Source organism: Planococcus salinus, assembly GCF_003719725.1.
Taxonomy (GTDB): Bacteria; Bacillota; Bacilli; order Bacillales_A; family Planococcaceae; genus Planococcus; species Planococcus salinus.
This window is the reverse complement of record NZ_RIAX01000008.1, coordinates 1-22,214: the sequence shown is the minus strand read 5'-3', so window position 1 is coordinate 22,214 and position 22,214 is coordinate 1. Positions and strand designations below refer to the sequence as shown.

Genomic DNA, 22,214 nt, shown 5'->3' with positions numbered 1-22,214 from the left:
GAAAAGCACTCTTCATTTGAATGTTGAACACCTGCTTGTTCATTCTCGCAAACGGTCAACACTCAAGTCATATCCACACATCATTTTCTGCAGTTTGGGCACTGATCTGGTCTCCCGTATTTACAACTCCCTTGGGTTCCACCAGCAGAATTTCAGCTTCGTTTTTTGCATATGGCTTATGCTCCATCCCTTTAGGAACCACGAACATTTCTCCCTCTCCTAATGTGACTTCCCCGTCCCGGAATTCGATGGTGATTTCTCCTTTGATGACGAAAAACACTTCATCAGTGTCTTCATGTTTATGCCAAACAAAGTCACCCTGTACTTTGACCACTTTAAATTGATAATCATTCATTTCCGCAATGACTTTCGGCGACCATTGCTCTTGAAATTTTGTCAGTTTCTCACGTAAATTGATCGGTTGATAAGACAATATGAACACCCCTATTTTGAAATTTTTTGTTACGTACTTCTAACAAACTCGTATCTACATTTATAATCAGCTTCAATTTATTCTATACCATGATGTTTTTCATAGTAATATGCAGTTGATCTAAAACATGGCAGCCGCTTCCGGATTCTACTGCTGCTCAAACAACTATTTCGAATGATACGTCGAACTGGTTATTTTATATAAAACGTGTTTTCTCAATGGATGATGTTCCGCCAGAAGCGGATGCTCGAATTCACCAATTTTTGTCATGCCGATTCTTTTCATTACCATTTCAGAAGGCAGATTCAATGCAGAAGTGAAGGAATGGATTTCCTTCATTTTTAGTGTCTCAAATGCATAGGCCAAACAAGCTTCAGCTCCTTCCCTTGCATACCCTTTCTTCCAATATTTTTTATCCAGCCGCCACCCGATTTCAATGGCTCCTTTAAACTCAACCTCCAAGTTCACTTCTGACAAACCGATAAAACCGATGAAAGACCCATCTTTTTTCAGTTCCACTGCCCATAAGCCGTAACCTTTTGCCTCCAGGTGTTCTTCCATTTTATCAATCAGCGAATCTGACTGTGCTTTCGTTAGCTTACCGGGGAAAAACGCCATCACCGAATCATCGGCATTCATCGATGAAAACACTTCTTTATCAGTATCTTTCCACCTTCTAAAACCCAATCGATCCGATTCAAAAATATAATCGCATTTCATAAAAATCCTTTCTCCCCCACTATAGAAACTGGAGATTCAATTATGAAGTATTTGTTTCACTTTCATAAAGATGAAGAGCATTTTTTTATGAATGTTCCACCTGTAATCAATCAAAAAACAGCCATCCTCAAAAGTATTTGATTGAGACGGCTGTCTTATTCTTTCATTTATCCAGTTATGAAACCTATTCCTCCACCCGGAACCAGCCAGGTGCGTTTGTAATCATATTCCACAGATTCTCCGGAATGTCGAGTTCGTCTTTCCTGCTTAAGTAAAGTGCCTGGAAGATGTTTTCTTCCTGTCTTTTCTTCACTTTTCCAAGCCAGTCCGGATCCATCAGGACAGCATGTCCGAGTGATACAAACGGAGTGATTTCCAATGCCTCTTTCACCTGATCCAGTGTCTGAAGGCCGCCGACACCGATAACCGGAATCCGGTCGCCGATATGCTGCTGGAGAATGTCCACCCGCGAATGGCTGTCATCTTCACGCAGTGAGCCACCATGGAAATTCCCTACAGACACGTGCAGGTAATCCACGCCTTTGTCCGCGATGGCTGTCACGAACTTCAGTGTATCTTCCATAGTAATTCCCGGTTCTTCGCGTTCTTCCGGACTGATCCGGTAACCGACAGCAAACGGCTTATCCGCATAGTTTGCGACCGCCTCCTGTATGGATTCGATGACCGCCAGCGGAAACGCCATGCGTCCAACGACATCGCCGCCCCACTGGTCTGTCCGCCGGTTCGAATGCGGAGAGAAAAACTGCTGGATCAAATACGTATTGGCACCGTGGATTTCCACGCCGTCAAAACCTGCCTGGATAGCACGTCTTGTCGCCTCTCCGAAAGCGGCAATCGTCGCTTCGATTTCATCTGCCGTCATTTCACGCGGTGTTTCGGCATTCGGCCGAGGTGCCGCGATACTGCTTGCTGACACGGGCTGTTCGCCGTTCAACAGCTCACTGTTCGACATCCGCCCGGCGTGAAAAATCTGCAGAATCGCTTTTGAGCCTCCGTCCTGGATTGACCGCGCCAAGCGGGACAGGCTGTCAATCCGCTCGTCACTGTCTGCACCAAATGCGTTCGGAAAGCCGACACCAAGCGGTTCAACATGTGCGCATGCTGTTATAATGGCACCCAGTCCACTGGCTGCCCGGCGCTTGTAGTAAACCAGTTCCTCATCTGCCACATCGCCGTTCGGCAGTGAAGAGGACGTGGTCATCGGTGCCATGAATACCCGATTTTCAACAGTTACTCCTGACCGGAATGTATAGGGTTTAAAAATATTTTCTGTCTTGGTTGCCATATGAATGCCTCCTTAAAAATCTCTTTACCCGAAAAAACGGACAGATAAGCGTTTATGCCGCAGCTCTTCGCTACTATATATCCTACTGGATGCAGAAACAAAAAGGAGAGAATCTGCCTGCTTTTCGGCAAACTTCAGACTTTTGGCTGAACTGGAAAAGCCCTCCTGGATACTGCTGTCCATAGAGGGCGAAACTTACTTCTTATTTTTATTTTTATTTTTATTTTACAATACTGTAATAGACGCGTGAAGTCACCCGGTAAATCATCCAGTAAATCGCCGCGAATGCAATCACCACACCGATGAACGACAGCAGCCAAGTGACGTCATTGGTGACGCCGAAAATCAATAATAATTTCCGGACAATCGGATAGGCGAAACTCACGTGGATGGTGGCGATGACAATCGGCAACAGGAACATCCAGACAATCTGGGAACGCGTCGAATCCTGAATCATGTCCTTATCAAGGCCGACTTTCTGCATGATCTGGAATTTCTCGCGGTCGTCAAATCCTTCGGAAACTTGCTTGAAGTAAGTGATCAGCACCGTGCCGATTGTAAACAGCAGACCGAGGAATATTCCGAGGAACAGGAATCCGCCGTTGATGCTGTACCATTCTTCGCGCTGGAGAAGTCGGGCTTCATAATGATGGTCTTCGGCCCAGCTGTGTTCGTCATTCATCTGTTCCGCGAACTCTCTTTTTTCTTCTTCAGTGCCGGTGGTGTCCCAGCCGATTTCCGCATCGACCGTCAAGTAGACGTCATCTGGGAATTGCTTTTCGTAATCTTCTTTGAGCTGTTTAATATGCGAGATGTCCGGCACGACGAGTACCAGCGATTCTGTTAATGCCATTTCCTCACTGAATTCATTTTCAATCGCCGACAATCGGTAATTCTGTTCTCCAATGGTCAGTTCGTCTTTCTGATAGGTTCCTGTCGAATGGTAATACAGCGCTTCATCGTCTGAAAGAGAATACGAATTTCCGCTCATTGCATTAAAATCTTCGAGCGGCAGAATCTGCAGAAAGACCGGCAGTTCCGAACCGTCAATAAGGGACTGTTCAAATATGAATTGCTGGCCTTCCAATTGGCCGTACATGTTTTGGTAGCGATAGCTCTCCATTTCCGTCACTTCGAGTCCCGCTGCTTCCGTTTCTTCGCGCAGCTGTTCCTGAAGCTCGAAAAAGCGTGAATTTATTGCACCGATATCTTCGCTGTCACCGAAAACTTTCATATTGTTTTCATAAGGATAACTGTTTTCCAAAGTTTCTTCCGCTCCGATAAACATCGTTGCAGTCGTCGAAACGGCAATGATGACCATCGACGCCAAAATACAGATATTCGCTAAGCCCACAGCGTTTTGTTTCATGCGGTAAAGCATGCCCGAGATGGAAATAAAAGCGCCCGGGCGGTAATAAATGCGTTTGTTTTTCTTCATCGCTTTCAGGATGAAGATGGAACCTGAAATGAAAAGCAGGTATGTTCCGATAATGACAAAGAGCACAGCCAGGAAAAATTTTTCAAGGGCGGCGAGCGGATCCGGAATCGTTATGGAAATCCAGTAGCCCCAACCCAGGAAAACAAGTGCCAGGATGAAAAGGATCAGCGAGCCTTTCGGTTCCTTCTCTCCCTCTTGCTTTCCTTTCAACAATTTAATTGGATTCGCAAACGTGAACTGGCTGACATTATAAAGGAAAGTGATACCGAAAATTCCGATGAACAGACCAAATGTCGCAGCAACACTCACCAGCGAAGTCGAATAAGCGATATCTGTCGGCAGCCGCAGCAAATAATTCAGCAGCATGAACACGAGACGGCCAAAAATCAGGCCTGCCACCAGTCCCGCGGCAATGCTTAAAAGGCTTGTGATGACCGTTTCAAAAAACAGGATTTTCGCAACATGCTTTTTCTCCAGTCCCAAAATCCCGTAGAGGCCGATTTCCTTTTTTCTTCTTTTAATGAGAAAGCTGTTCGTGTATAAAATAAAAATGACTGAAAAAATGGCGATTACGATAACGCCGACCATGAACAGCATCGGCAGCGAAGCGGAACGTTCCTGTACGAATTTATTGGTCAACAAGGACACCATCAGGAAAAACATCGTGATGATTGCAGTTGAAGACAACAGATATGGAATGTACAATTGTCTGTTCGACTTGATGTTGCGCAGCGCCATTGATGAGAAAAAACGGTTATTCATCCCGCTCACCCCGGCTGTTCAGAACGGTCAACGACTGTGTAATCCGGTCCATGAAGTCATCAGCCGACCCTTCGCCGCGGTAGATTTCGTGGTAAACCGCACCGTCACGGATGAACAGGACGCGGTTCGAAAAACTTGCTGCCCGCGTGCTGTGCGTCACCATCAGAATCGTCTGGCCGGTTTCGTTGATGCCTTTCAGCGTTTCCATAAGGTTTTGGGAAGCTTTCGAATCCAGCGCGCCTGTCGGTTCATCCGCCAAAATGATTTTGGGCTGCGTAATCAGCGCACGCGCAACAGCGACGCGCTGCTTCTGCCCTCCGGAGACTTCATAAGGGAATTTATCGATATGGGCTTCGATCCCCAAATTACGCACAATCGGCATCAACCGGCTTTCCATTTCCCCGATCGGCGTTTTAGACAATACCAATGGCAATAAAATATTGTCTTTAATCGTGAAATTGTCGAGCAGATTGAAATCCTGGAACACAAATCCGAGTTTATTTCTGCGGAATGCGGATATTTCTTTGTCTTTGATCTTCGACAACGGATTGCCGTCCAGATAAACATCGCCGGACGTCGCATCGTCCAATGTTGAAATAATATTCAAAAGCGTCGTCTTGCCTGATCCGGATTCCCCCATGATCGATACAAATTCCCCTTCTTTCACGGAAAAATTGACAGTCGACAGTGCTTCCGTCTGCTGGTTGGAGAAACGGGCTGTATATACTTTTTTTAGATTTTTGATTTCCAATAAGGTCATTGCTAACCCCTCCTTGTCTTTTATGATATGACAGGAAGAAGCGGGGTGCCTGTACCTATCCTTACAAAGGAAAGAGCAATCTTACGGTTTCGTAAGATTGCTTAAACCATCCTTCCACCTCAGCTTATTTTCATAAGAACTGTGGCTTCAAATCCATTCCACTGTTGGCAATGAAAAAAATAAAGTTTCAGCGAATTCTGTTAAACTGAATATATGTAAGTTTGAATAAAGATATTAACTTTTCCATAAAGATATGGAGCAAAACAGCGGAGACTCCAGCGGGAGCAGTAAACGTGTTGGGTCACCAACACGTTTGCGATGATGTGCCGAAATCCACTCGGGCCTTAGCCCGAGTTAGTTCGGCGCAAGCCCGCAGGAAAGCGGAGCTGCTTTGCGGAATATCTACAGGTAATATAATTAGTTTAGTTTAACTTATGCAGAGCGGATAAATTCCACTTATCCAAGTCACTCATATCCCAGGGAGGTAATTAGTTATGTACATACACCCGTCCTTTTCAACGGATGGCAGTTTCACGCTGCTGCAACCCCTTTATACCACACTGCTGGTCGTATCCGTTTTGCTGTTCGTGCTGATTTTTTTGCCAATTACCCGCAGAAAGTTCATCAATGGCTTTACAGTGGTCGCATTGTCACTTCTCATGATGTGGATTTCCATCCAGCTGATTTATTTTGACGCCATCATTGTGGACGAAATCGGTCTGGGCGGAAACCCCATCACCTTTTTCATGGTAGCAGCCATCGTTGTGTTCGGCTTCGCGAATCCGCTGTTCTATTTCACAAGAAAAGCCAAACCCAAATCAACGCCAAAACGCTCTTCTTACCGATGAGCAGGGGCATCAAAACCGCTTTCGGGCTCTTCCTTATTAATCGAAAACATCCAGTTGTGCTCTCGACAGGTCAATCGATACACAGGTGCCTTTTCCCGCTTCCGACTTGATGTCCAGCTGATGGCCGAGGCGCTGGCAGATCTTCCTGCTGAGGAACAGGCCGAGACCGGTGGATTTTTCGTGGAGCCGCCCGTTCAACCCGGAATAGCCTTTATTGAAAATCTTTGGCAACTCTTCAGCCCGGATGCCGATGCCGGTGTCTTCGATGACCAGCGTCTGCTCTTTTGACGGGTCCCGGTAGATGGAAATAGTGCCTTCCGGCGTATATTTCAGGCTGTTCGATAAAAGTTGTTCCAACAGGTTCTGCAGCCATTTGCCATCAGAAAGCACTTGCATCTCCAGTGGCTGATAGTCCAGCTTCAAACCTTTGTATATAAACAGGATGGAATATTTCTTTACTGCTTTTTTAATAATGTCATCCAGATTCACTTCGGCAAATTCCATGTCCGATTCGGGTTCCTCCAGCTTTATGTAGTTCAGTGCCATGTGGGTGTAATCTTCGAGCCGCACCAATTCCTGGGAGATCTGTTTGGCTTCTTTCGTTTGTGAGTTCTGGTTCAGAAGACTGATCGCGGAAATCGGCGTCTTGATCTGATGAAGCCACAATGTAAAATAATCGAGCTGATCCGCCTGCCGCTCTGCGTGCAGGTTTTCTGTTTCGCGAAGTTCCTGCAGCAGCGAAGTCATCTTTTCAATATACACTTGGTCGGCAGGGTCCATGCTCTCCGGCATATCAGCCAAACGTCCGGCAGTCGACGCCCCCAGCTCTTTAATCACGCGATACCGATTGGCGTAACGGATATATTGGACCATCAAGTAAATGGCAAAGAGAAACAGCGCCAGCTCCAAACTGTATAAAAACAGCTCCAAAGGCAGCTCGGCCAGCAGATAGACTACACCGAATACTCCAATCACACCGATAAACACGACAAACTGCGGCCGAACCGCCGCTAAAAAACTTTTTACTGTTTCCCCAGCCGCCCTTCTATTCATGGGCGGCTTCCTTATTGAGTGCATAGCCAACGCCTTTTTTTGTCACAATGAAACCCGTCAATTCCACTTTCGCCAACTTTTTTCGCAGTCTTGCGACATTGACCGCCAAAGTATTGTCGTCAATGAAGGATTCATCTTCCCACAACTTGATCATGATTTCCTCTCTGGTGACGTATTCGCCTTTTTGCATGAACAGCAATTCCAGTATTCTCAACTCTGTTCGGGTCAGATCCACTTCCTGGTTGTCAAAATACAGCTTGGACTCCCCCGGCTTCAAAACCGTCCGCTGGAAGCTCAGAAAATTATCCGACTCGTTGAAATCGTATGTTCTTCGGAGCAGCGCCTGTGTTTTGGCGACCGCTACCGTCAAATCGAAAGGTTTGGAGATAAAGTCATCCGCTCCCATCTGAATCGCCATGACAATATCCATGTTCTCATTGCGTGACGAAATAAAAATGATCGGCACCTGTGAAATCTTGCGGATTTCCTGGCACCAATAATAGCCATTGTATGAAGGAAGTGAAATATCCATCAGCACCAATTGCGGTGCATGTTCCTGAAAGTCGTCCATCACACGGCTGAAATCTTCCACCAGAAAAGCTTCGTAATTCCATTTCTCCAGTTCCTCTTTCAAAACACCGGCAATCGTCAAATCGTCTTCTACTATCATGATTTTCAGCATCTTCTCACCCATTCATCCATCAATTTCCGATTTCTGTCGCTTGTGTAATGGTCCTTCTTTTTCATTCTATCGGAATTTCGTATGAATAAAAACAACAAGCGGCATTCCACTGGCTTGGAATGCCGCACATTGAAAAAATATTATTCCTTTCAAATAAAGTAATAGGCGCAGATCCACAATTAACGCATACAAAACTTTCTCACTTGCTTTGTTCCTCACTTACCCCTGTCCATCGGCCAATGACTTCATAAACTCATGATACCCTTGCTTGTACACAGCGTACCACTCGTCTATTTCCGGTTGAGGCGCCGCTTCCAAAGCTTCCAGCATTTCTTTGCCAAATTCCAGAAAGGCCGTGCCGTTTGCCGTAACAAGCCGTGAACTCCGAACGGCTTGTTGATGACGATAATGTTGTTCTCCGCTATAGTGGCTGCCGGCTGCCTCTTTTAAATCTTCCAATTGATTGCTTGTATGCTCCACGTCGTTAAGCAGGCCGTTTTTCCCTAAAAATACTGTTGCATCGCAAATGGCCCCAATCACGGCTTTTCGTTCCAGGGCTTTGTTAACGAGTTCCATCACCCGTTGGCTGTCATCGTTTCTCCAGGAATTTCCGCCAATCAGCACCAAGCCGGAAAAACGATCGGGAACTTCGTCAATTGAATAATCAGGCAGCACGTTAAAGCCCCCGATCGATGTCACCGGCTCTTTTGACAGCGACACGGTTTTAACGATGTACTTTCGTTCTGCCGTTTCCGGTTTTTCATTCAAGGCGGCAGCCAATGAAGCGGCTTCCCAATCTGCATATTCGTCCAGGATAACAAACAAAACCTCTTCCATTTTCGACCCTCCTTGTATTCACAATTTTCAATCTTCTTTGTTTAGGCAAATTATAGCATACCCTCTCAACAAAACCCGGAAAGGTGGCTCCTCTTCCTCCAATGTAACTTTTCAACTTCTCGAACGTACTTATCTGAAACGCATATTTAGGAGGATGGCATATGAAAAACAAGAAACGGCGCGGGGCTTTCCTGATTCCGGCAGTTGCACTGGTTCTTGCGGCTTGTGGAACAGGCGAAGGAGAAGCAAATGGGGATTCGAATACTGCTGACAACTCGTCAGAAGACGCGGCAGCAGCTGAAGTGGAACCGATGATCGAACAGCTGGACGAAAACACGTACCGTTACACACTGACCAATGAAACAGAAGAAGCAGTTACATTTGAGTTCACCAGCGGCCAGCGATTTGACTTTTCCTTAACAAATAACGATGGAGAACAAGTCTTCCTGCTGTCATCCGTCAGCGCTTATATCCAGGCATTGGGCGAAGAAACACTGGAACCTGATGAAGAGTTGGATTATGAATTTGATGTGCCGGAACTCGAACTTGAACCCGGAACTTATGAGCTGGAGGCATGGCTGACGCCAAAAGAAGGCCCCGAGTACCCAGTCACTGCAGAACATACGATAGAATGACAAAAAACTGCTCTCCGTCTTACAGATACGGAGAGCAGTTTTATCTTTGGTAAACTATTTTATTCGTGCGGCATTGCAGAAATGTATTGTTTCACCACTTCGTAAACATATTCCTGGTTGGCAATAGCCGTGTCCGCATTATAAGCACCGTCGTTTGTTTTGTTATTGGACAAAACACGGATAGCCAGATACGGCACATCGTAGGCTTTGGAAATCATCGCTACCGATGCGGACTCCATCTCTTCCACTGACGTTCCGAAATTTTCGTGGAACCACTGGATCCGGTCCACTTCGTTGTTCCAAACATCTGCTGATCCGATGGTTCCTTCCACGACTTTCCCTTTGGTATACGTATCTTTCACTGCTTGAGCGGCAGCCAATAGCTCAGGATCCCCTTCATAATAACGGGCTTTTTCAGCATTCGGGTCTTCTCCTGCGCTTCCTTCAGAAGCCATGACATCCATCGGCTTCCATTCTGTCGGTTCAATTCCTTCGCCTGCTGCGCGGTCGCCCGTTTTCAATGAACCGATGTTAACCGTCCGTTCGCCGAGAACAATATCGAACACATTCAATTCCGGATCGTGCCCGCCGGATGTTCCCTGATTGATGATGGCTGCCGGATTGTATTTTTCAATCGCTATCGCCGTAGCAGCAGCTGCATTTTCCATGCCTTTTCCTGTTTTGGAAACGATGACCGGATAATCATCCACTGTTCCAATATAGAATTTATATGTCGATCCTGATTCCTCTATTTCAACGTTCTCCAGCCGTTCCGCAAAAGTTTCTGCTTCAATCGGCATTGGCCCCTGGATCAGAATCGGCTGTTTTGTTTCTTCTTGTTCTGCTGTTGCTTCCGCTTCCGTTCCCGCTGTGCTGCATCCCGCCAGCAATGCCAGTAAAAACGCGGCTATGATGGCCAGTAAAAGATGATTCTTCAATCCGCTTCTTTCCTGCTTTTGTTTCATTCTGTCGTCCTCCTTGATGTTTGTGAATTGCCTTTTCAGCCATAGAAAAAAGGCCGAAAGCGGCAGAATGCTTCTACCTTTCCAGACCTGTCAGGATGAAAGTATGAATAATCCAACAACCCATAACTGAATGCTGAACAACCAAGCAGGACAGCAGCAAAAACTGGATGACCCGATACTTCAACCCGTAGTCCGGTTCTTTAAAGGGAACCTGGTAGAAACACTCGGACCATATTACCGAGTATATACGAGTGGTGCTGTATAAAATTTAGTACTTGGCCAATATAACAGACTCCAGGAGAGGGTTCAAGCTAAAAACGAACTTTAAACTAATATTACTACTTTATAGTTCGCCTTTTTAGGGAATTTGAATGAAATTCATGAGTTTTCGCAGCTGAGTTTCATATTTTTAATTCCCTTTCAAACAACATATACCGTAAAAAATAATTGCCCTCAAGATACTGCCCTTCGAAATTTGCCGCATGCCCTACTCTTCATCAACGTTCTGTTTATCCGGACTTTTTCTCTCCAAAAAATGAGGTATGATGGAATGAACTCATCAAAACCAACAATGTATTTAGGAGTGGGAAAATTGTATAAATTCATCAATCAACTGGCAGGAACTCTATTCCCCGGCTATTTTGCTTTTGTCATGGCGACCGGCGCCCTGTCAATTGCCGCTTCTTTTCTTGGAATGGACTGGCTGGCAGTTACTTTTTTGTACCTGAATATCGTCGCCTTCATCCTTCTTTGGTTACTGACGCTGATCCGCCTGATCCGCTATCCAAAACGCGTATTTACCGATTTGGCCAGTCACACAATCGGTTCAGGATTTTTCACAACGGTCGCCGGTACTTGTGTGCTTGGAAGCCAGTTGATCCTGATCACCGGGTCGTATCAGGCTGCCCTCTATTTGTGGGCGCTGGCCATCATCCTGTGGGTGCTCATCATGTACACTTTCTTTACGGCGGTCACCGTGCGAAGTGACACCCCTACCTTGTCGGAAGGCATTAATGGCGCCTGGCTGATTGCTGCTGTGGCTACGCAGTCCGTGTCAATTCTTGGCACGTTGCTGGTTCCTCATTTTACCCATGGCCGTGATGTCGCTTTGTTCTTCACCGTCTGCATGTATTTTCTCGGGTGTATGCTGTATTTGAATATCATTACCCTTATTTTTTATCGTTTCACATTTTTGAAGCTTGAATTTGCTGCATTGACGCCACCCTACTGGATCAATATGGGTGCTGTCGCCATCACCAGCCTGGCCGGATCCACGTTGATTCTCAATGCGGATTATTGGTCGTTTCTGCAGGAAATTACTCCGTTTCTGAAAGGGTTCACGTTGTTTTTCTGGGCGGCCGGTACATGGTGGATTCCATTATTGTTCATCCTGGCCTTTTGGCGGCATATCCACCATCGTTATCCGCTGACTTATGGACCGCAGTGGTGGGCCATGGTGTTTCCGCTGGCTATGTATACGGCCAGCACATGGAAACTTGCCGCGGCACTGGAAACCCCATTCCTCACCATCATTCCGCGCGTCATGATTTACGTCGCTTTGAGTTCATGGATGATGGTTTTCTGGGGGCTTATCCATCACCTGTATATCCGTACCGCCACTTTTTATCGATCAGAACGGCTTCTGAAACGGGCGAAATAGAAAAACTCCGAGAAACCTGGATGTTCCGGCGCTCTTTTGTTCCATCAGAATCGTATCTGCTTGAAAAACTGATTTTTAATTTGCCGCAGTTGGGGTATACACCAAAAGAGGAGCATAACAAGCCTCCTGATAAACTCACAAGAGGTGAAGGATCAATGGGATTACAGGAAATTTTCAATAACCAACACCCAGATAAACTGGCGGCTCACCGTAAATCGGACAGCGGAAAATACGGCATGGCTGCCAGTGCGATAAAAGAAGCGACAGACGCAGGAAAGAAAATACTGGAAGAAGGCGGCAATGCGATTGATGCCATCATCGCCATCCAGCTTGCACTCTCAGCAGTTGAAGGCATGAACACCGGGATTGCTGCAGGAGGTTTCCTGGTCTATTATGACAACCAGAATAATAAGACGGAAGTTATTCATGGTCATTCAAAATCACCGGAAGCTGTCACTCCTCAACTATTCGTCGATGAAAACGGCGAAGTAATTCCGTTTGAAAAACGCTCTGTCCATGCCATGTCGGTCGGTGTGCCAGGAATGATGAAGACACTCAAAGTCGCCCATGAACGACACGGAACGATGAAGCTGACACAATTGATCGACCCAGCCATTAAGCTGGCGGAAAATGACTACCTTGTCAACTCCCTTTGGGAACGGACACTCAATTTGTTTAAAGACCGCCTCGGAGAAGAAGCACGAAAAATCTTTGTACCGAACGGACAGCCGCTGAAGGAAGGGGACCGCGTCAGACAACCGGACCTTGCCAAAACGCTCCGAATCATCCAAGAGCAGGGCTTTGACGCTGTGTATGAAGGGGAAATTGCAGATGCCATCGTTGAAACAATCCAGCAACAGGGCGGATTGATGACCAAGCAGGACCTGAAGAATTATGAAGTCCGAATCGAAGAGCCGCTGTGGGGCAGTTATAAAAATTTTGACCTTGCTTTTCCGCCTCCACCCAATGGCGGTGGATTTATCGTGGCACAGCTGTTGAAACTTCTCGAACCGCTTAATCTGAGCAAGCATGACCCCCATTCCTGGAAGAAGTACCACTTGATTGCGGAAGCCATGCGCCTGGCGCTGGCGGACCGGCAAGCATACATCGAAGATCCGGATGTTATGGATATCCCGATGGAAGGTCTCTTGCACCCTGACTACCTGGAAGAACGCCGGAACCTCATCAGTTTTGAACGGCGCATGGGCGATGTGAATTGCGGGGATCCATGGCAATATGAAGAGCGGGAGCCGGAAGTGCGCAACCGAAAAGCGCCATCCCATGAAACGGGCTATGAAACAACGCATTTTACCGCAGTCGATCGCTGGGGAAATGTTGCCTCCTGCACATCATCCATTGAACGGATTTTCGGCTCGGGTATCATGGTGCCGGGATACGGCTTCCTGCTCAATAACGACCTGACGGATTTTAATCCGGAACCCGGATCGATCAATCAGCCGAACGCCGACAAGTACCCGGTCAGCTCCAAAGCGCCGACCATCGTCTTTCACGAAGGCAAACCGTTTTTCACACTGGGGTCTCCGGGAGCCGCTACTATTGTCGCGTCGGTTCTTCAAGTACTGCTGAATGTCCTGGAATACGAAATGGACCTGGAAGACGCCATCGCCGAACCGCGCATTTATAATACGCCGGACTTGTCAGTGGAATGGCAGGACGGCATTGAGGAAGACGTATTGAAAAAACTGGCGGAACTGGGGTACAAACCGGATGATAGCTTTAAGGAAGTCACCGCTGATGAGCGAATCGGAGACGTTCAGGCCATTCTGTTTAATCCCGAGACCGGTGATATGTATGGAGCCGCTGATGCTCCCCGCCCGGGAGATGCGGAAGGCCTGGACAAGCCGCCGAAAAAATGATTGGTGAGAGGAGGAAATTGATGGAACATTTGCAACCTATACCTGATCACCTGCGTAAAGGGTTAAAGATTCTGTTTGTCGGATTCAACCCGAGCATCCGGTCTGCTGAAACCGGCCATCATTTCGCCAATCCTACGAACCGTTTCTGGAAGCTCCTTTTTCAAGCGGGATTGACGCCTAAGCAATATGTGCCGGAAGAAGACGGCCAGCTGCTGAACCTTGGCTACGGACTGACGAACATCGTCGCCCGTCCGACAAAAGAGGCTGCAGAAATCTCCAAAGCGGAATATTTGGAAGGTGCTGCGCTGTTGCAGCAAAAAATAAAGAACTACCAACCGAAAGCCGTATGCTTTGTAGGCAAAGGCGTGTACCAGCAATTCAGCAGCAGACGCGCTGTCGACTGGGGCGAACAACCGGAAAGCGTGATGCCGGGAACCGTGGAGTACGTCGCCCCCTCGTCAAGCGGGTTGGTGCGGATGAAACTGGGAGACATGATCGAAATTTATAAAGGATTAAAGAAGTTCACCTGACACCTTCACAAAAAGCGCTGTCCCGAAGAAACACAAGGGACAGCGCTTTTTCAGCCGATTTCGTTTACAGCTCCATTTCCTCCATCAACCCGGCAATTTTCCGGACAGTATTCACATTCCTGACAGTCACGTGCTGATAGAGCCCGGAACCCACGATTTTTGACATCCCGCTTTTGGTGACAAGCTCTTTGTCCACCGACCATAAAATGGCCCCCGGCACATAGTAGGTCTGGTCGATAGCCGGTTTGATGACCAACTGATCAAGCACGGATTCTTCGTCAACTTCTTCCCACAGGAACAACACATCACTTTTCATTTGCCGGTCGTTTGTCCAGTGGGACGGGACCGCTTGTACAATTTGATGGAATTCATCTTTGCTGTAAACCAGCACCTTGATCCGCAGCCCGAAACAGTCAAAAATGACTTCTTCCAATAGCGTCGGCAAGTCGTCTCTTGAATGGTGGTCATCACTGAAAAGAATATTCCCTGAATTGATGTACGTCTTTACAGAGTTCATCCCTGCGCGTTCAAACGCTTGTTTCAGCAACTTCATATCGACTTTGTTTTTACCCCCGACGTTGATGCCGCGGAGCAATGCAACGTAAATCATAGGAATTCTCCCTTCTTCCAGGTATCCTGTCCTTCAGAATAAGCAATAAAAAAGTTTTTCACCAAGAATACCGGGTTTTTATTTTCAGTTTAAGGCCATACATTAACAAGTGTCCAAAACTAACACCAAAAAGCCGTATCTGTTGGATTCACTCTGACAGATACGGCTTTTTATAGACTTTCCAGTACGGACAAAGGAGCCCGGTATCATCTTTTTTAATTCAACCCGTGGCTGACCATCGCATCTGCGACTTTTTTGAAGCCGGCAATATTGGCACCGATGATCAGGTTACCCGGAGAGCCATATTGCGCTGCGGTTTCAATGCAATTCTTGTAAATTGTCTTCATGACTTGCTGCAGCTTTTTATCGACTTCTTCGGATGTCCACGAATAACGCATGCTGTTTTGAGACATTTCCATCGCAGAAACAGCCACGCCACCTGCATTGGCAGCTTTTGCGGGTGCGAATAATACTTTATTGTTAGTCAACATGCGGACAGCTTCTTCATTGCATGGCATATTCGCGCCTTCCCCTACTGCCTTTACGTTGTTTTCGACCAGCGCCTGTGCGCTTTCTCGGTCGATTTCGTTCTGTGTTGCGCAAGGCAATGCGATATCGCAAGGAATTTTCCAAATTTCCGATTTGTCTTTCCCGTAACGCGCCGTCGGATGGAATTCAAGATATTCGTAAATCCGTTTGCGGCCCACTTCTTTCAGCTGCTTGACCGTTTCGACGTCAATTCCATTGGGGTCATAGATGTAACCTTCAGAGTCGCTGCACGCAACCACAGTAGCTCCAAATTCAACAGCCTTTTCCATGGCATAAATCGACACATTCCCCGAACCTGAAACGATGACTTTGCTGCCGGCAAATGAACGCCCCTGGTCTCTCAACATTTCTTCGACAAAATAGACCGTTCCATAGCCGGTTGCTTCTTTGCGGATCAAGCTTCCGCCGTTGTCCGGGTTTTTGCCTGTAAAGACACCGGCTTCAGAGGCATTGCGAATCCGTTTGTACTGCCCGAACAAATAGCCGATTTCCCGTTTGCCTACACCGATATCTCCTGCAGGAACATCGATATCCGGTCCGATATGACGGCTGAGTTCTGTCATGAAGCTTTGGCAGAACCGCATAATTTCACGATCTGAACGTCCTTTGGGATCGAAATCAGACCCGCCTTTTCCGCCGCCGATCGGCAATCCGGTCAAAGCGTTTTTGAAGATTTGTTCGAAGCCAAGGAACTTGACTACACTTCCAGTAAGAGAGGGGTGGAAACGGAGGCCGCCTTTGAACGGTCCGAGAGTGCTGTTGAATTGGACGCGATATCCTCTGTTCACATGCACTTTCCCGTTGTCGTCTTCCCATGTCACGCGAAAATTGATGAAACGCTCCGGCTCGGAAATACGCTCCAGGATACTTTCTTCGATGTATTCAGGATGCTGTTCAAAAACAGGTCTCAAAGACTCGAAGACTTCCCAGGTCGCTTGTAAAAATTCCGACTCTCCGGGATTACGGTCTTTGACTTGCTTATGGATGGCTTTAATATATTCCAGGGCTGATTGTTGTTTGATCTTTTCTTCACTCTCGATAAACTGCAAACTGCGGTCATTCCTTTCTTTAAAAAACGGGAAAAAGGGAGCTTCCATGTACAGAAGGCCTCTTTCCCATAAATTATTATAGCGGGATTATTTAAAAAAATGAATATTTATTCATACAATTTAATATTTAAATTCTATTATACAAACTCATGCTTCCAGAAGCAAATAAATTTTCAACACGATGATCTGGATTTCTACAAAAATCCGATTATTACAAACCTGTAAAACCTATAATCGGTGAAAATGAACTGCCTCCTGATTAATCAATTTCTTCTCCATAAATTTTTTGATGATATATCAATAACTTATTTATTCTCTGCTAAGAGCCTTTTTCTTTGGCTTTAAACTTTGCCCAAACCTTATTTCCGAATTTCAGCAAACAGACCAAGATGACCGCCATTCCAACTACGGCAAGTAGGATCGTCCAGTATGACCAGCTTGTGACACTTTTTAGAATAATGCCTGCAAAAGCCCCCAAGAACGAAAAAACATATAGAAGGACACGGTCCACTTTCGGAGAAATGATCGGTTCGGTAAAGAAGTTTTTTGATTTTATCTCATGACGGTCCATATGAACCTCCTTTTTACAAGCGGAGCTCTTTCAATATTCCTGAAAGCCTGTATCTCTCATAATTGCGCCATACGCCTTTCCCTCTATGGTTCCTTTCAGTTCTTTCATCAGCCGTTCGAGTTCTTTTTCAAACGTTTCATATTCACTCCGAGCCAAGACCAGCTTCAGCAAACTTGCAACCGAAAACACCGTTCCCTTGCTCAAGCTGCCACTTGGCATTTCCAAGCTGTCTTCCACGCCATCCAGCTCCACTGGATGCAATAGACGAAAGCGGTACAGCACTTCTTCGTGCGCGGATTTATTGCGATACGGGAAAGCGACTTGCAAAATGTCGTCGAGCTCGCTTGCCTTCAGGTGAATCTGCTCGTATTCTTCGCTGAATTCCTCTGCAAAATCGTGGGCAATGCGAGTTCTCAGCTCTTCATCAATTACCTGGTAGAAATTGATGATCTGCCCAAGAGAAAGGAAATTGATCAGCACCCACAACGGCACATTTTTGTGTTTGTCATAGAACTCCCGGATGGCGGGGTATTTCACCCGATCCCGTTTTTTATGGCTTTTGATCAAATTGGCCAGTGTTGAAATGATCCGGTCACGCTCATGGTGATGATGGATGTCCGGACTGTAATTGTCTGCCCTCAGAAAGCTGTCCGTCTCCGGAAATTTTTCAGAAAACCGGTAAGCGATTTTCGATTTGATGTTTTTCTCAAACTTCAGCAATTCGTTCAGCATCAGCATGCGCAGCTCTCTGTCAAAGCGGTACAGCGCATATACATGGCCAAATTCGGTGCCTTTCCGGTATTGTTCGAGTCCATATGGGTTGAGCCGCTCGTCTCTTTCAAGAAAAGGCTCCTTATAGCCGTCGATCAGAGCGTAATAGTTCTCCCGTGACAAGATCCGTTTTGCCCCGGCTTCATCCGTGACTGATAGACCTCGGCGTTTCAGGATCGTAATTTGTTCATCATGGGAGGCAAAGACCTTCATATTCCTCACCCTTTATTATGTAATTCTGTTTCTTATTCCGCATTTTCCTGCTCTTAAATCATATCATAAGGTAAGGAAAGAGGCTTTCAAGAAACAGACCCCGCCGTAGAAAACCGAAGAACTTACCTCTTTCCGCGTCATCTGAATTTCCGCAAAATACCTTTCACTGTCACATCAGAACTGTATCGTTTTTATGAAGACAGATTATGAAAATAAAAATAATTCACTTACACCGTAAAGTTTCTTTTTGATATAGTTACAAACAGACTGAAGGCGTAACGATAAGAAGCTCCCAGACAATGTATGTTGTCTGGGAGCTTCTTATTTGTTTCCTGTTTTCTTGTCAGTTTTTCTGTTGGGTCACCGAACTCCAGCTCCTCTTCAGTCATGAGATGGTTCAGAATCAGCGGCTGGATTTTTGTGTTTCGGGGCACCCGTAAGTGTGAAAAAGGCAAGCATCCCAAGTACGGCTGTACCGAACAAAATGCCGCCCATCGGCACTGCAGAGACTTCATTGATGCCGACAAGAGGAGACACAATCGATCCGATGATCAACGGCAGCATCCCCACAATGGCACTGGCACTGCCCGCCACGTGGCCCTGATTTTTCATCGCCAGTGTGAACGAACTGGTAAACGTCATTCCCACCGCAATCATATAAACAAAAATCGAAATGACGAGTGATGCCAAGGGACCTTCGATAATGGTCATAATGAGAAGCACGAATGTCGCACTGACTGCCGTCACCACTGCTCCCTGAAGCAAGCGGTGTTCAGAAACAATGCCGCCGAACCTGCCGATGATCCAGCTTCCCATAATCATCGCGATGCCGTTGATGCCGAACAATACACTGAACACCTGCGGCGAAACGCCGTAAATGCCCTGGTAGACAAAAGGCGTTCCGGCGACATAGGCAAAGCTTCCGCCGTGGATCAATCCAACGACCAATGCATAGCCGATGAACGGTCGGGCTTTGAACAAGCTGCCCATCGTTTTGATGGATGTACCGAGCGAGCTGGGCATGCGCTTTTCCGGAGGCAGCGTTTCCGGCAGACGCAGCATCACAATTATAAGCATGATAAAACCAAGCAAACTCAAGAAATAAAAAATGCTTTCCCAGCCGGCAAACGGCAAGGCCAAAATGGCTCCACCGGCAATCGGTGCCGCCATTGGTGCTACCGCGTTGATGACCATCAGCAATGCGAAGAATTTTGTCATTTCCCTGCCACTGAACACATCACTTACCACGGCTCTGGAAAGGACCACTCCTCCTGAAGCTGTAAATCCCTGAAGAAAACGAGCAGCAATCAGCATTTCAATATTCGGTGCCACTGCACAAAGCAATGACGACAAAGCGAATAACACAACGGAGATGATCAGCGGAGTTCTTCTTCCCCGGGCGTCGCTTAATGGCCCCACAACCAGTTGTCCGGCAGCCAGACCGATCAGACAAGCCGTTAAACTAAGCTGAACAAGTGAAATATGGGCATCCAGATCCTCTGCAATTGAGGGGAAACCGGGCAAATACATATCTATGTTCAGCGGTGCCAAGATTCCAAGCATACTGAGAAGCAGTGCGAGTTCCAGGCGCTTTTTTCCTGTTGGATTGTGCATCATCTGATTTAAACACCTTTCAATGGATTCCCTGTTTCACTATACAGCACCATGCCGCACAATTTAAGCCTTTTTGGTGCGGAGTGTTTCCTCATTGCCCGCTGATCAGTCCCTGCAATTCCTTCACCACGTTCTCCGGGACACCTCCGGTCACCCCTGCCACTAAATTTTCGGCCGCTTTCATGACCATGGCTTCCCGGGTTTTTGCTGTAGCTGAGCCAATATGAGGAACCACAACCACCTGGTCCATCTTTAATAGCGGATTATCAGGACTGGTCGGTTCTTTCTCAAACACATCAAGCGCAGCCCCTCGGATCTCCCCGGTTTGCAACGCTTCGATCAGCGCTTGTTCATCCACGACCGCTCCGCGGGCGGCATTGATCAGAATCGCATTGGATTTCATACGTTTGAACTGTTCCGCACCGATCAGCTTTCGGGTTGATGCAGTCAATGGAACAATCAGCACCACGAAATCCGACTGTTCCAGCAGGCTGTCCAAGTCGCTGTAGACCATCCCATATGTTTCTTCCAGCTGTGGTTTCGGCGTTGTGGCATTATACATAACCTTCATGTTGAAACCGAAGACTGCCCGTCTGGCAATTTTTTCACCTATCCTGCCCATTCCGACAATTCCCAGAGTGGTATGGTGAACGTCCGTTCCGAATAACTCTTCTGCCTGCGTCTCTCCGTTCCAGTCGCCTTGCTTGACGTAATTGTTCAGCTCAGGGATTCTCCTCGCCGCGGACAGCATCAAGGCGAAGACAAGATCGGCAACCGTTTCATCCAGGACAAACGGCGTGTGCGTACCGATCACCCCGTATTTCTCCATCGCTTCCAGGTCAAATGAGTCATAACCCACAGCGGTATTGCTGATGACTTTCAAATGAGACGCCTGAGCCAAAAAGTCCTCAGTGATCGCGGATTTTTGTACAAGCAGCCCTTCCGCTTTTTTCGCTTCTTCCAACAGCACTTCCGGCGGGATCGGTTCTTTCTTGTCCCAGATCCGATACTCACAATGTTTTGCTATGTAGGCTTCTACTTCTTTTGATACAGGTCTACCAATAAACACTTTTGGCTTCATGGGGGTTCCTCCTTTGAATTTTATGTCTATAGCAATCATACACTTTCTATTCAGACCGAACAGTAGAAAAGACAACACAGCCAGAATTTGCTTCATCTACATTTTTGTCTTATACTTATTATAAGTAAGGAAAAGTAAGGAGTGATTGACTTGGCTATATTGAAAGCAAAAGTTACGAGCAAAGGCCAAATTACAATTCCGATTGAAATCCGCAAATTATTGAAAGCAAATTCAGGAGATGCAATTACTTTTGAAGTGAAGGAAGAAGGCATTTTCATCAAAAAAGAAAATCAACCCAAAACGATACAAGAACGTTTTGCTGATTACCATTTGGAAAACAACAAAGAAAAAATACAGGCGGCTATGAAAGATCCTGATTTCGGTTTGCCGTTAGGCGAAGAAATATGGTGAAAAAATTTTACCAGGGAGATATTGTCCTATTGGATTTCCATCCACAGGCAGGGCGGGAACAAAGCGGCAGGAGGCCTGCGGTCATCATCAGCAACGACTTTTTCAATTCGTTGAGTAACATTGCCATTGTATGTCCGATTTCAAATACAAAAAACGAGTTTCCCTTAAACTTTCTTTTGGATTCAAGAACAACCACACAAGGGTCCATCCTTTGTCAGCACGTAAAATCGCTTGATTTATCCGCTCGAAACGCAGTTTTCATTGAAAAACTTCCTGCTAATTCATTTAGCGAAGTGAAAGAAATTGTCTTCAGCCAGATGGCTTAAGCGGAAGCACCTCAACAACCAGTAATTCTGCCATAAAACAAACCGTACCCTGTATTGATGATTTCCAGGGTACGGTGAAATATGGTCAGAGCCACTTTTGATATAAAAATACATCTTTTTTCTTTTTCCTTCCGACTTTTTTGGAATGTCCCAGTTTCAATTCCAGTTACCTCGGCCGATTGAAGTCCACTGTATCGTTCAGTTCCTTCTCATCTTTTTTCGATTCATTGCCCGTAAGCTTTTTGGCGAAGTTCTTCACTGTCTTCATGGTGCTGCCTGACTGCCAGTATTCGGCCGTGTCGGCTTCCACTTTTATCAAAATGACGTTGGGATCGTCATAAGTGGTGTTCAATAATTTATCGAAAACCGGATTCCAGTATTCTTTTTTCCGGTCCAGATCTTCGATAAATTGAGCAGTCCCACTGATAGACACATAGGAATCACCTGCATACGCCAGGTTGACTGCCGGATTCTCCAGAATTTCTTCGTATTTATCCGTGTCTTTTAATGTCA

The 22,214-nt window shown here is 46.4% G+C and carries 23 protein-coding genes and 1 riboswitch; of the genes, 7 read left to right on the top strand and 16 right to left on the bottom strand.

Features of this window, described 5'->3' with window-relative positions; genetic code table 11:
- Positions 1–67: 67 nt before the first annotated feature.
- The 5 genes from EEX84_RS11310 to EEX84_RS11290 all read right to left on the bottom strand — a co-directional run bounded on the left by EEX84_RS11310 (position 68) and on the right by EEX84_RS11290 (position 5,419).
- Positions 68–433 carry a cupin domain-containing protein gene (locus EEX84_RS11310; RefSeq protein WP_123165757.1) on the bottom strand — a complete coding sequence of 122 codons (366 nt, stop codon included), beginning with the start codon at positions 431–433 and terminating at the stop codon, positions 68–70.
- A gap of 165 nt (positions 434–598) precedes the next feature.
- On the bottom strand, positions 599–1,153 hold the full coding sequence (locus EEX84_RS11305) for a GNAT family N-acetyltransferase (protein WP_123165756.1): 555 nt from the start codon (positions 1,151–1,153) through the stop codon (positions 599–601).
- Positions 1,154–1,337: 184 nt separating this feature from the next.
- Entirely contained in the window at positions 1,338–2,459 is a 1,122-nt protein-coding gene (locus EEX84_RS11300) for an NADH-dependent flavin oxidoreductase (RefSeq protein ID WP_123165755.1), read from the bottom strand.
- 220 nt (positions 2,460–2,679) lie between these two features.
- Positions 2,680–4,659 carry an FtsX-like permease family protein gene (locus EEX84_RS11295; RefSeq protein ID WP_123165754.1) on the bottom strand — a complete coding sequence of 660 codons (1,980 nt, stop codon included), beginning with the start codon at positions 4,657–4,659 and terminating at the stop codon, positions 2,680–2,682.
- Positions 4,652–5,419, bottom strand: coding sequence for an ABC transporter ATP-binding protein (locus EEX84_RS11290; RefSeq protein ID WP_123165753.1), 768 nt, complete (start codon positions 5,417–5,419; stop codon positions 4,652–4,654). Before EEX84_RS11290 ends, EEX84_RS11295 begins: the two co-directional genes overlap by 8 nt.
- A 494-nt stretch (positions 5,420–5,913) precedes the next feature.
- Here EEX84_RS11290 and EEX84_RS11285 point away from each other — a divergent pair, with 494 nt between their 5' ends.
- Entirely contained in the window at positions 5,914–6,267 is a 354-nt protein-coding gene (locus EEX84_RS11285; RefSeq protein WP_123165752.1) for a hypothetical protein, read from the top strand.
- Positions 6,268–6,303: 36 nt separating this feature from the next.
- Here the strand turns inward: EEX84_RS11285 and EEX84_RS11280 are convergent, their stop codons facing one another.
- The 3 genes from EEX84_RS11280 to EEX84_RS11270 all read right to left on the bottom strand — a co-directional run bounded on the left by EEX84_RS11280 (position 6,304) and on the right by EEX84_RS11270 (position 8,839).
- Entirely contained in the window at positions 6,304–7,320 is a 1,017-nt protein-coding gene (locus tag EEX84_RS11280; RefSeq protein WP_123165751.1) for a sensor histidine kinase, read from the bottom strand.
- A complete protein-coding gene (locus tag EEX84_RS11275; RefSeq protein WP_192892964.1) occupies positions 7,313–7,999 on the bottom strand; it encodes a response regulator transcription factor in 687 nt (228 codons plus the stop codon). The genes EEX84_RS11280 and EEX84_RS11275 overlap by 8 nt, the downstream gene beginning before the upstream one ends.
- 222 nt (positions 8,000–8,221) lie before the next feature.
- The gene (locus EEX84_RS11270) at positions 8,222–8,839 is read right to left on the bottom strand and encodes a type 1 glutamine amidotransferase family protein (RefSeq protein WP_123165749.1); all 618 of its coding nucleotides are present in this window, start codon (positions 8,837–8,839) and stop codon (positions 8,222–8,224) included.
- 161 nt (positions 8,840–9,000) lie between these two features.
- On the opposite strand from EEX84_RS11270, the gene EEX84_RS11265 reads away from it, so the two are divergent.
- Positions 9,001–9,474, top strand: coding sequence for a BsuPI-related putative proteinase inhibitor (locus EEX84_RS11265; RefSeq protein WP_123165748.1), 474 nt, complete (start codon positions 9,001–9,003; stop codon positions 9,472–9,474).
- A gap of 59 nt (positions 9,475–9,533) precedes the next feature.
- On the opposite strand, the gene EEX84_RS11260 is transcribed toward EEX84_RS11265, so the two are convergent.
- On the bottom strand, positions 9,534–10,439 hold the full coding sequence (locus EEX84_RS11260; RefSeq protein WP_123165747.1) for a 5'-methylthioadenosine/S-adenosylhomocysteine nucleosidase: 906 nt from the start codon (positions 10,437–10,439) through the stop codon (positions 9,534–9,536).
- A gap of 168 nt (positions 10,440–10,607) precedes the next feature.
- Positions 10,608–10,710, bottom strand: a riboswitch (purine riboswitch).
- Positions 10,711–10,989: 279 nt separating this feature from the next.
- Here EEX84_RS11260 and EEX84_RS11255 point away from each other — a divergent pair.
- From EEX84_RS11255 to mug, 3 genes are all read left to right on the top strand, one after another.
- On the top strand, positions 10,990–12,099 hold the full coding sequence (locus EEX84_RS11255; RefSeq protein ID WP_240033966.1) for a tellurite resistance/C4-dicarboxylate transporter family protein: 1,110 nt from the start codon (positions 10,990–10,992) through the stop codon (positions 12,097–12,099).
- A gap of 155 nt (positions 12,100–12,254) precedes the next feature.
- Positions 12,255–13,976, top strand: a complete 1,722-nt coding sequence (gene ggt, locus EEX84_RS11250; protein ID WP_158599109.1) for a gamma-glutamyltransferase — start codon at positions 12,255–12,257, stop codon at positions 13,974–13,976.
- 29 nt (positions 13,977–14,005) lie between these two features.
- Positions 14,006–14,506 (top strand): G/U mismatch-specific DNA glycosylase, encoded by a 501-nt coding sequence (mug, locus tag EEX84_RS11245; protein ID WP_192892963.1) that lies wholly within the window; start codon positions 14,006–14,008, stop codon positions 14,504–14,506.
- Between the two features lie 64 nt (positions 14,507–14,570).
- Here mug and EEX84_RS11240 read toward each other — a convergent pair whose 3' ends face one another.
- The 6 genes from EEX84_RS11240 to EEX84_RS11215 form a co-directional block, all read right to left on the bottom strand.
- Positions 14,571–15,116, bottom strand: coding sequence for a DUF1697 domain-containing protein (locus tag EEX84_RS11240; RefSeq protein WP_123165744.1), 546 nt, complete (start codon positions 15,114–15,116; stop codon positions 14,571–14,573).
- A 215-nt stretch (positions 15,117–15,331) separates the two neighbouring features.
- Positions 15,332–16,762: an NADP-specific glutamate dehydrogenase gene (gdhA, locus tag EEX84_RS11235; RefSeq protein WP_123165743.1), complete on the bottom strand. Its 1,431-nt coding sequence runs from the start codon at positions 16,760–16,762 to the stop codon at positions 15,332–15,334.
- A gap of 271 nt (positions 16,763–17,033) precedes the next feature.
- Positions 17,034–17,285 carry a hypothetical protein gene (locus EEX84_RS11230; protein WP_123165742.1) on the bottom strand — a complete coding sequence of 84 codons (252 nt, stop codon included), beginning with the start codon at positions 17,283–17,285 and terminating at the stop codon, positions 17,034–17,036.
- Positions 17,286–17,315: 30 nt separating this feature from the next.
- Positions 17,316–18,269 (bottom strand): Abi family protein, encoded by a 954-nt coding sequence (locus EEX84_RS11225; protein ID WP_123165741.1) that lies wholly within the window; start codon positions 18,267–18,269, stop codon positions 17,316–17,318.
- A gap of 381 nt (positions 18,270–18,650) precedes the next feature.
- Entirely contained in the window at positions 18,651–19,886 is a 1,236-nt protein-coding gene (locus EEX84_RS11220; protein WP_123165740.1) for a Bcr/CflA family efflux MFS transporter, read from the bottom strand.
- Positions 19,887–19,974: 88 nt separating this feature from the next.
- Complete coding sequence (locus tag EEX84_RS11215; RefSeq protein ID WP_123165739.1) at positions 19,975–20,964, bottom strand: 2-hydroxyacid dehydrogenase; 990 nt, start codon at positions 20,962–20,964, stop codon at positions 19,975–19,977.
- 150 nt (positions 20,965–21,114) lie between these two features.
- On the opposite strand from EEX84_RS11215, the gene EEX84_RS11210 reads away from it, so the two are divergent.
- Both EEX84_RS11210 and EEX84_RS11205 read left to right on the top strand, forming a co-directional pair.
- Complete coding sequence (locus tag EEX84_RS11210) at positions 21,115–21,375, top strand: AbrB/MazE/SpoVT family DNA-binding domain-containing protein (protein WP_240033965.1); 261 nt, start codon at positions 21,115–21,117, stop codon at positions 21,373–21,375.
- Positions 21,369–21,701, top strand: coding sequence for a type II toxin-antitoxin system PemK/MazF family toxin (locus tag EEX84_RS11205; protein WP_123165738.1), 333 nt, complete (start codon positions 21,369–21,371; stop codon positions 21,699–21,701). Before EEX84_RS11210 ends, EEX84_RS11205 begins: the two co-directional genes overlap by 7 nt.
- Before the next feature lie 166 nt (positions 21,702–21,867).
- On the opposite strand, the gene EEX84_RS11200 is transcribed toward EEX84_RS11205, so the two are convergent.
- Positions 21,868–22,214, bottom strand: a 347-nt coding sequence (locus EEX84_RS11200) for a pyridoxamine 5'-phosphate oxidase family protein (RefSeq protein ID WP_123165737.1), incomplete at its 5' end; no start/stop codon positions are given.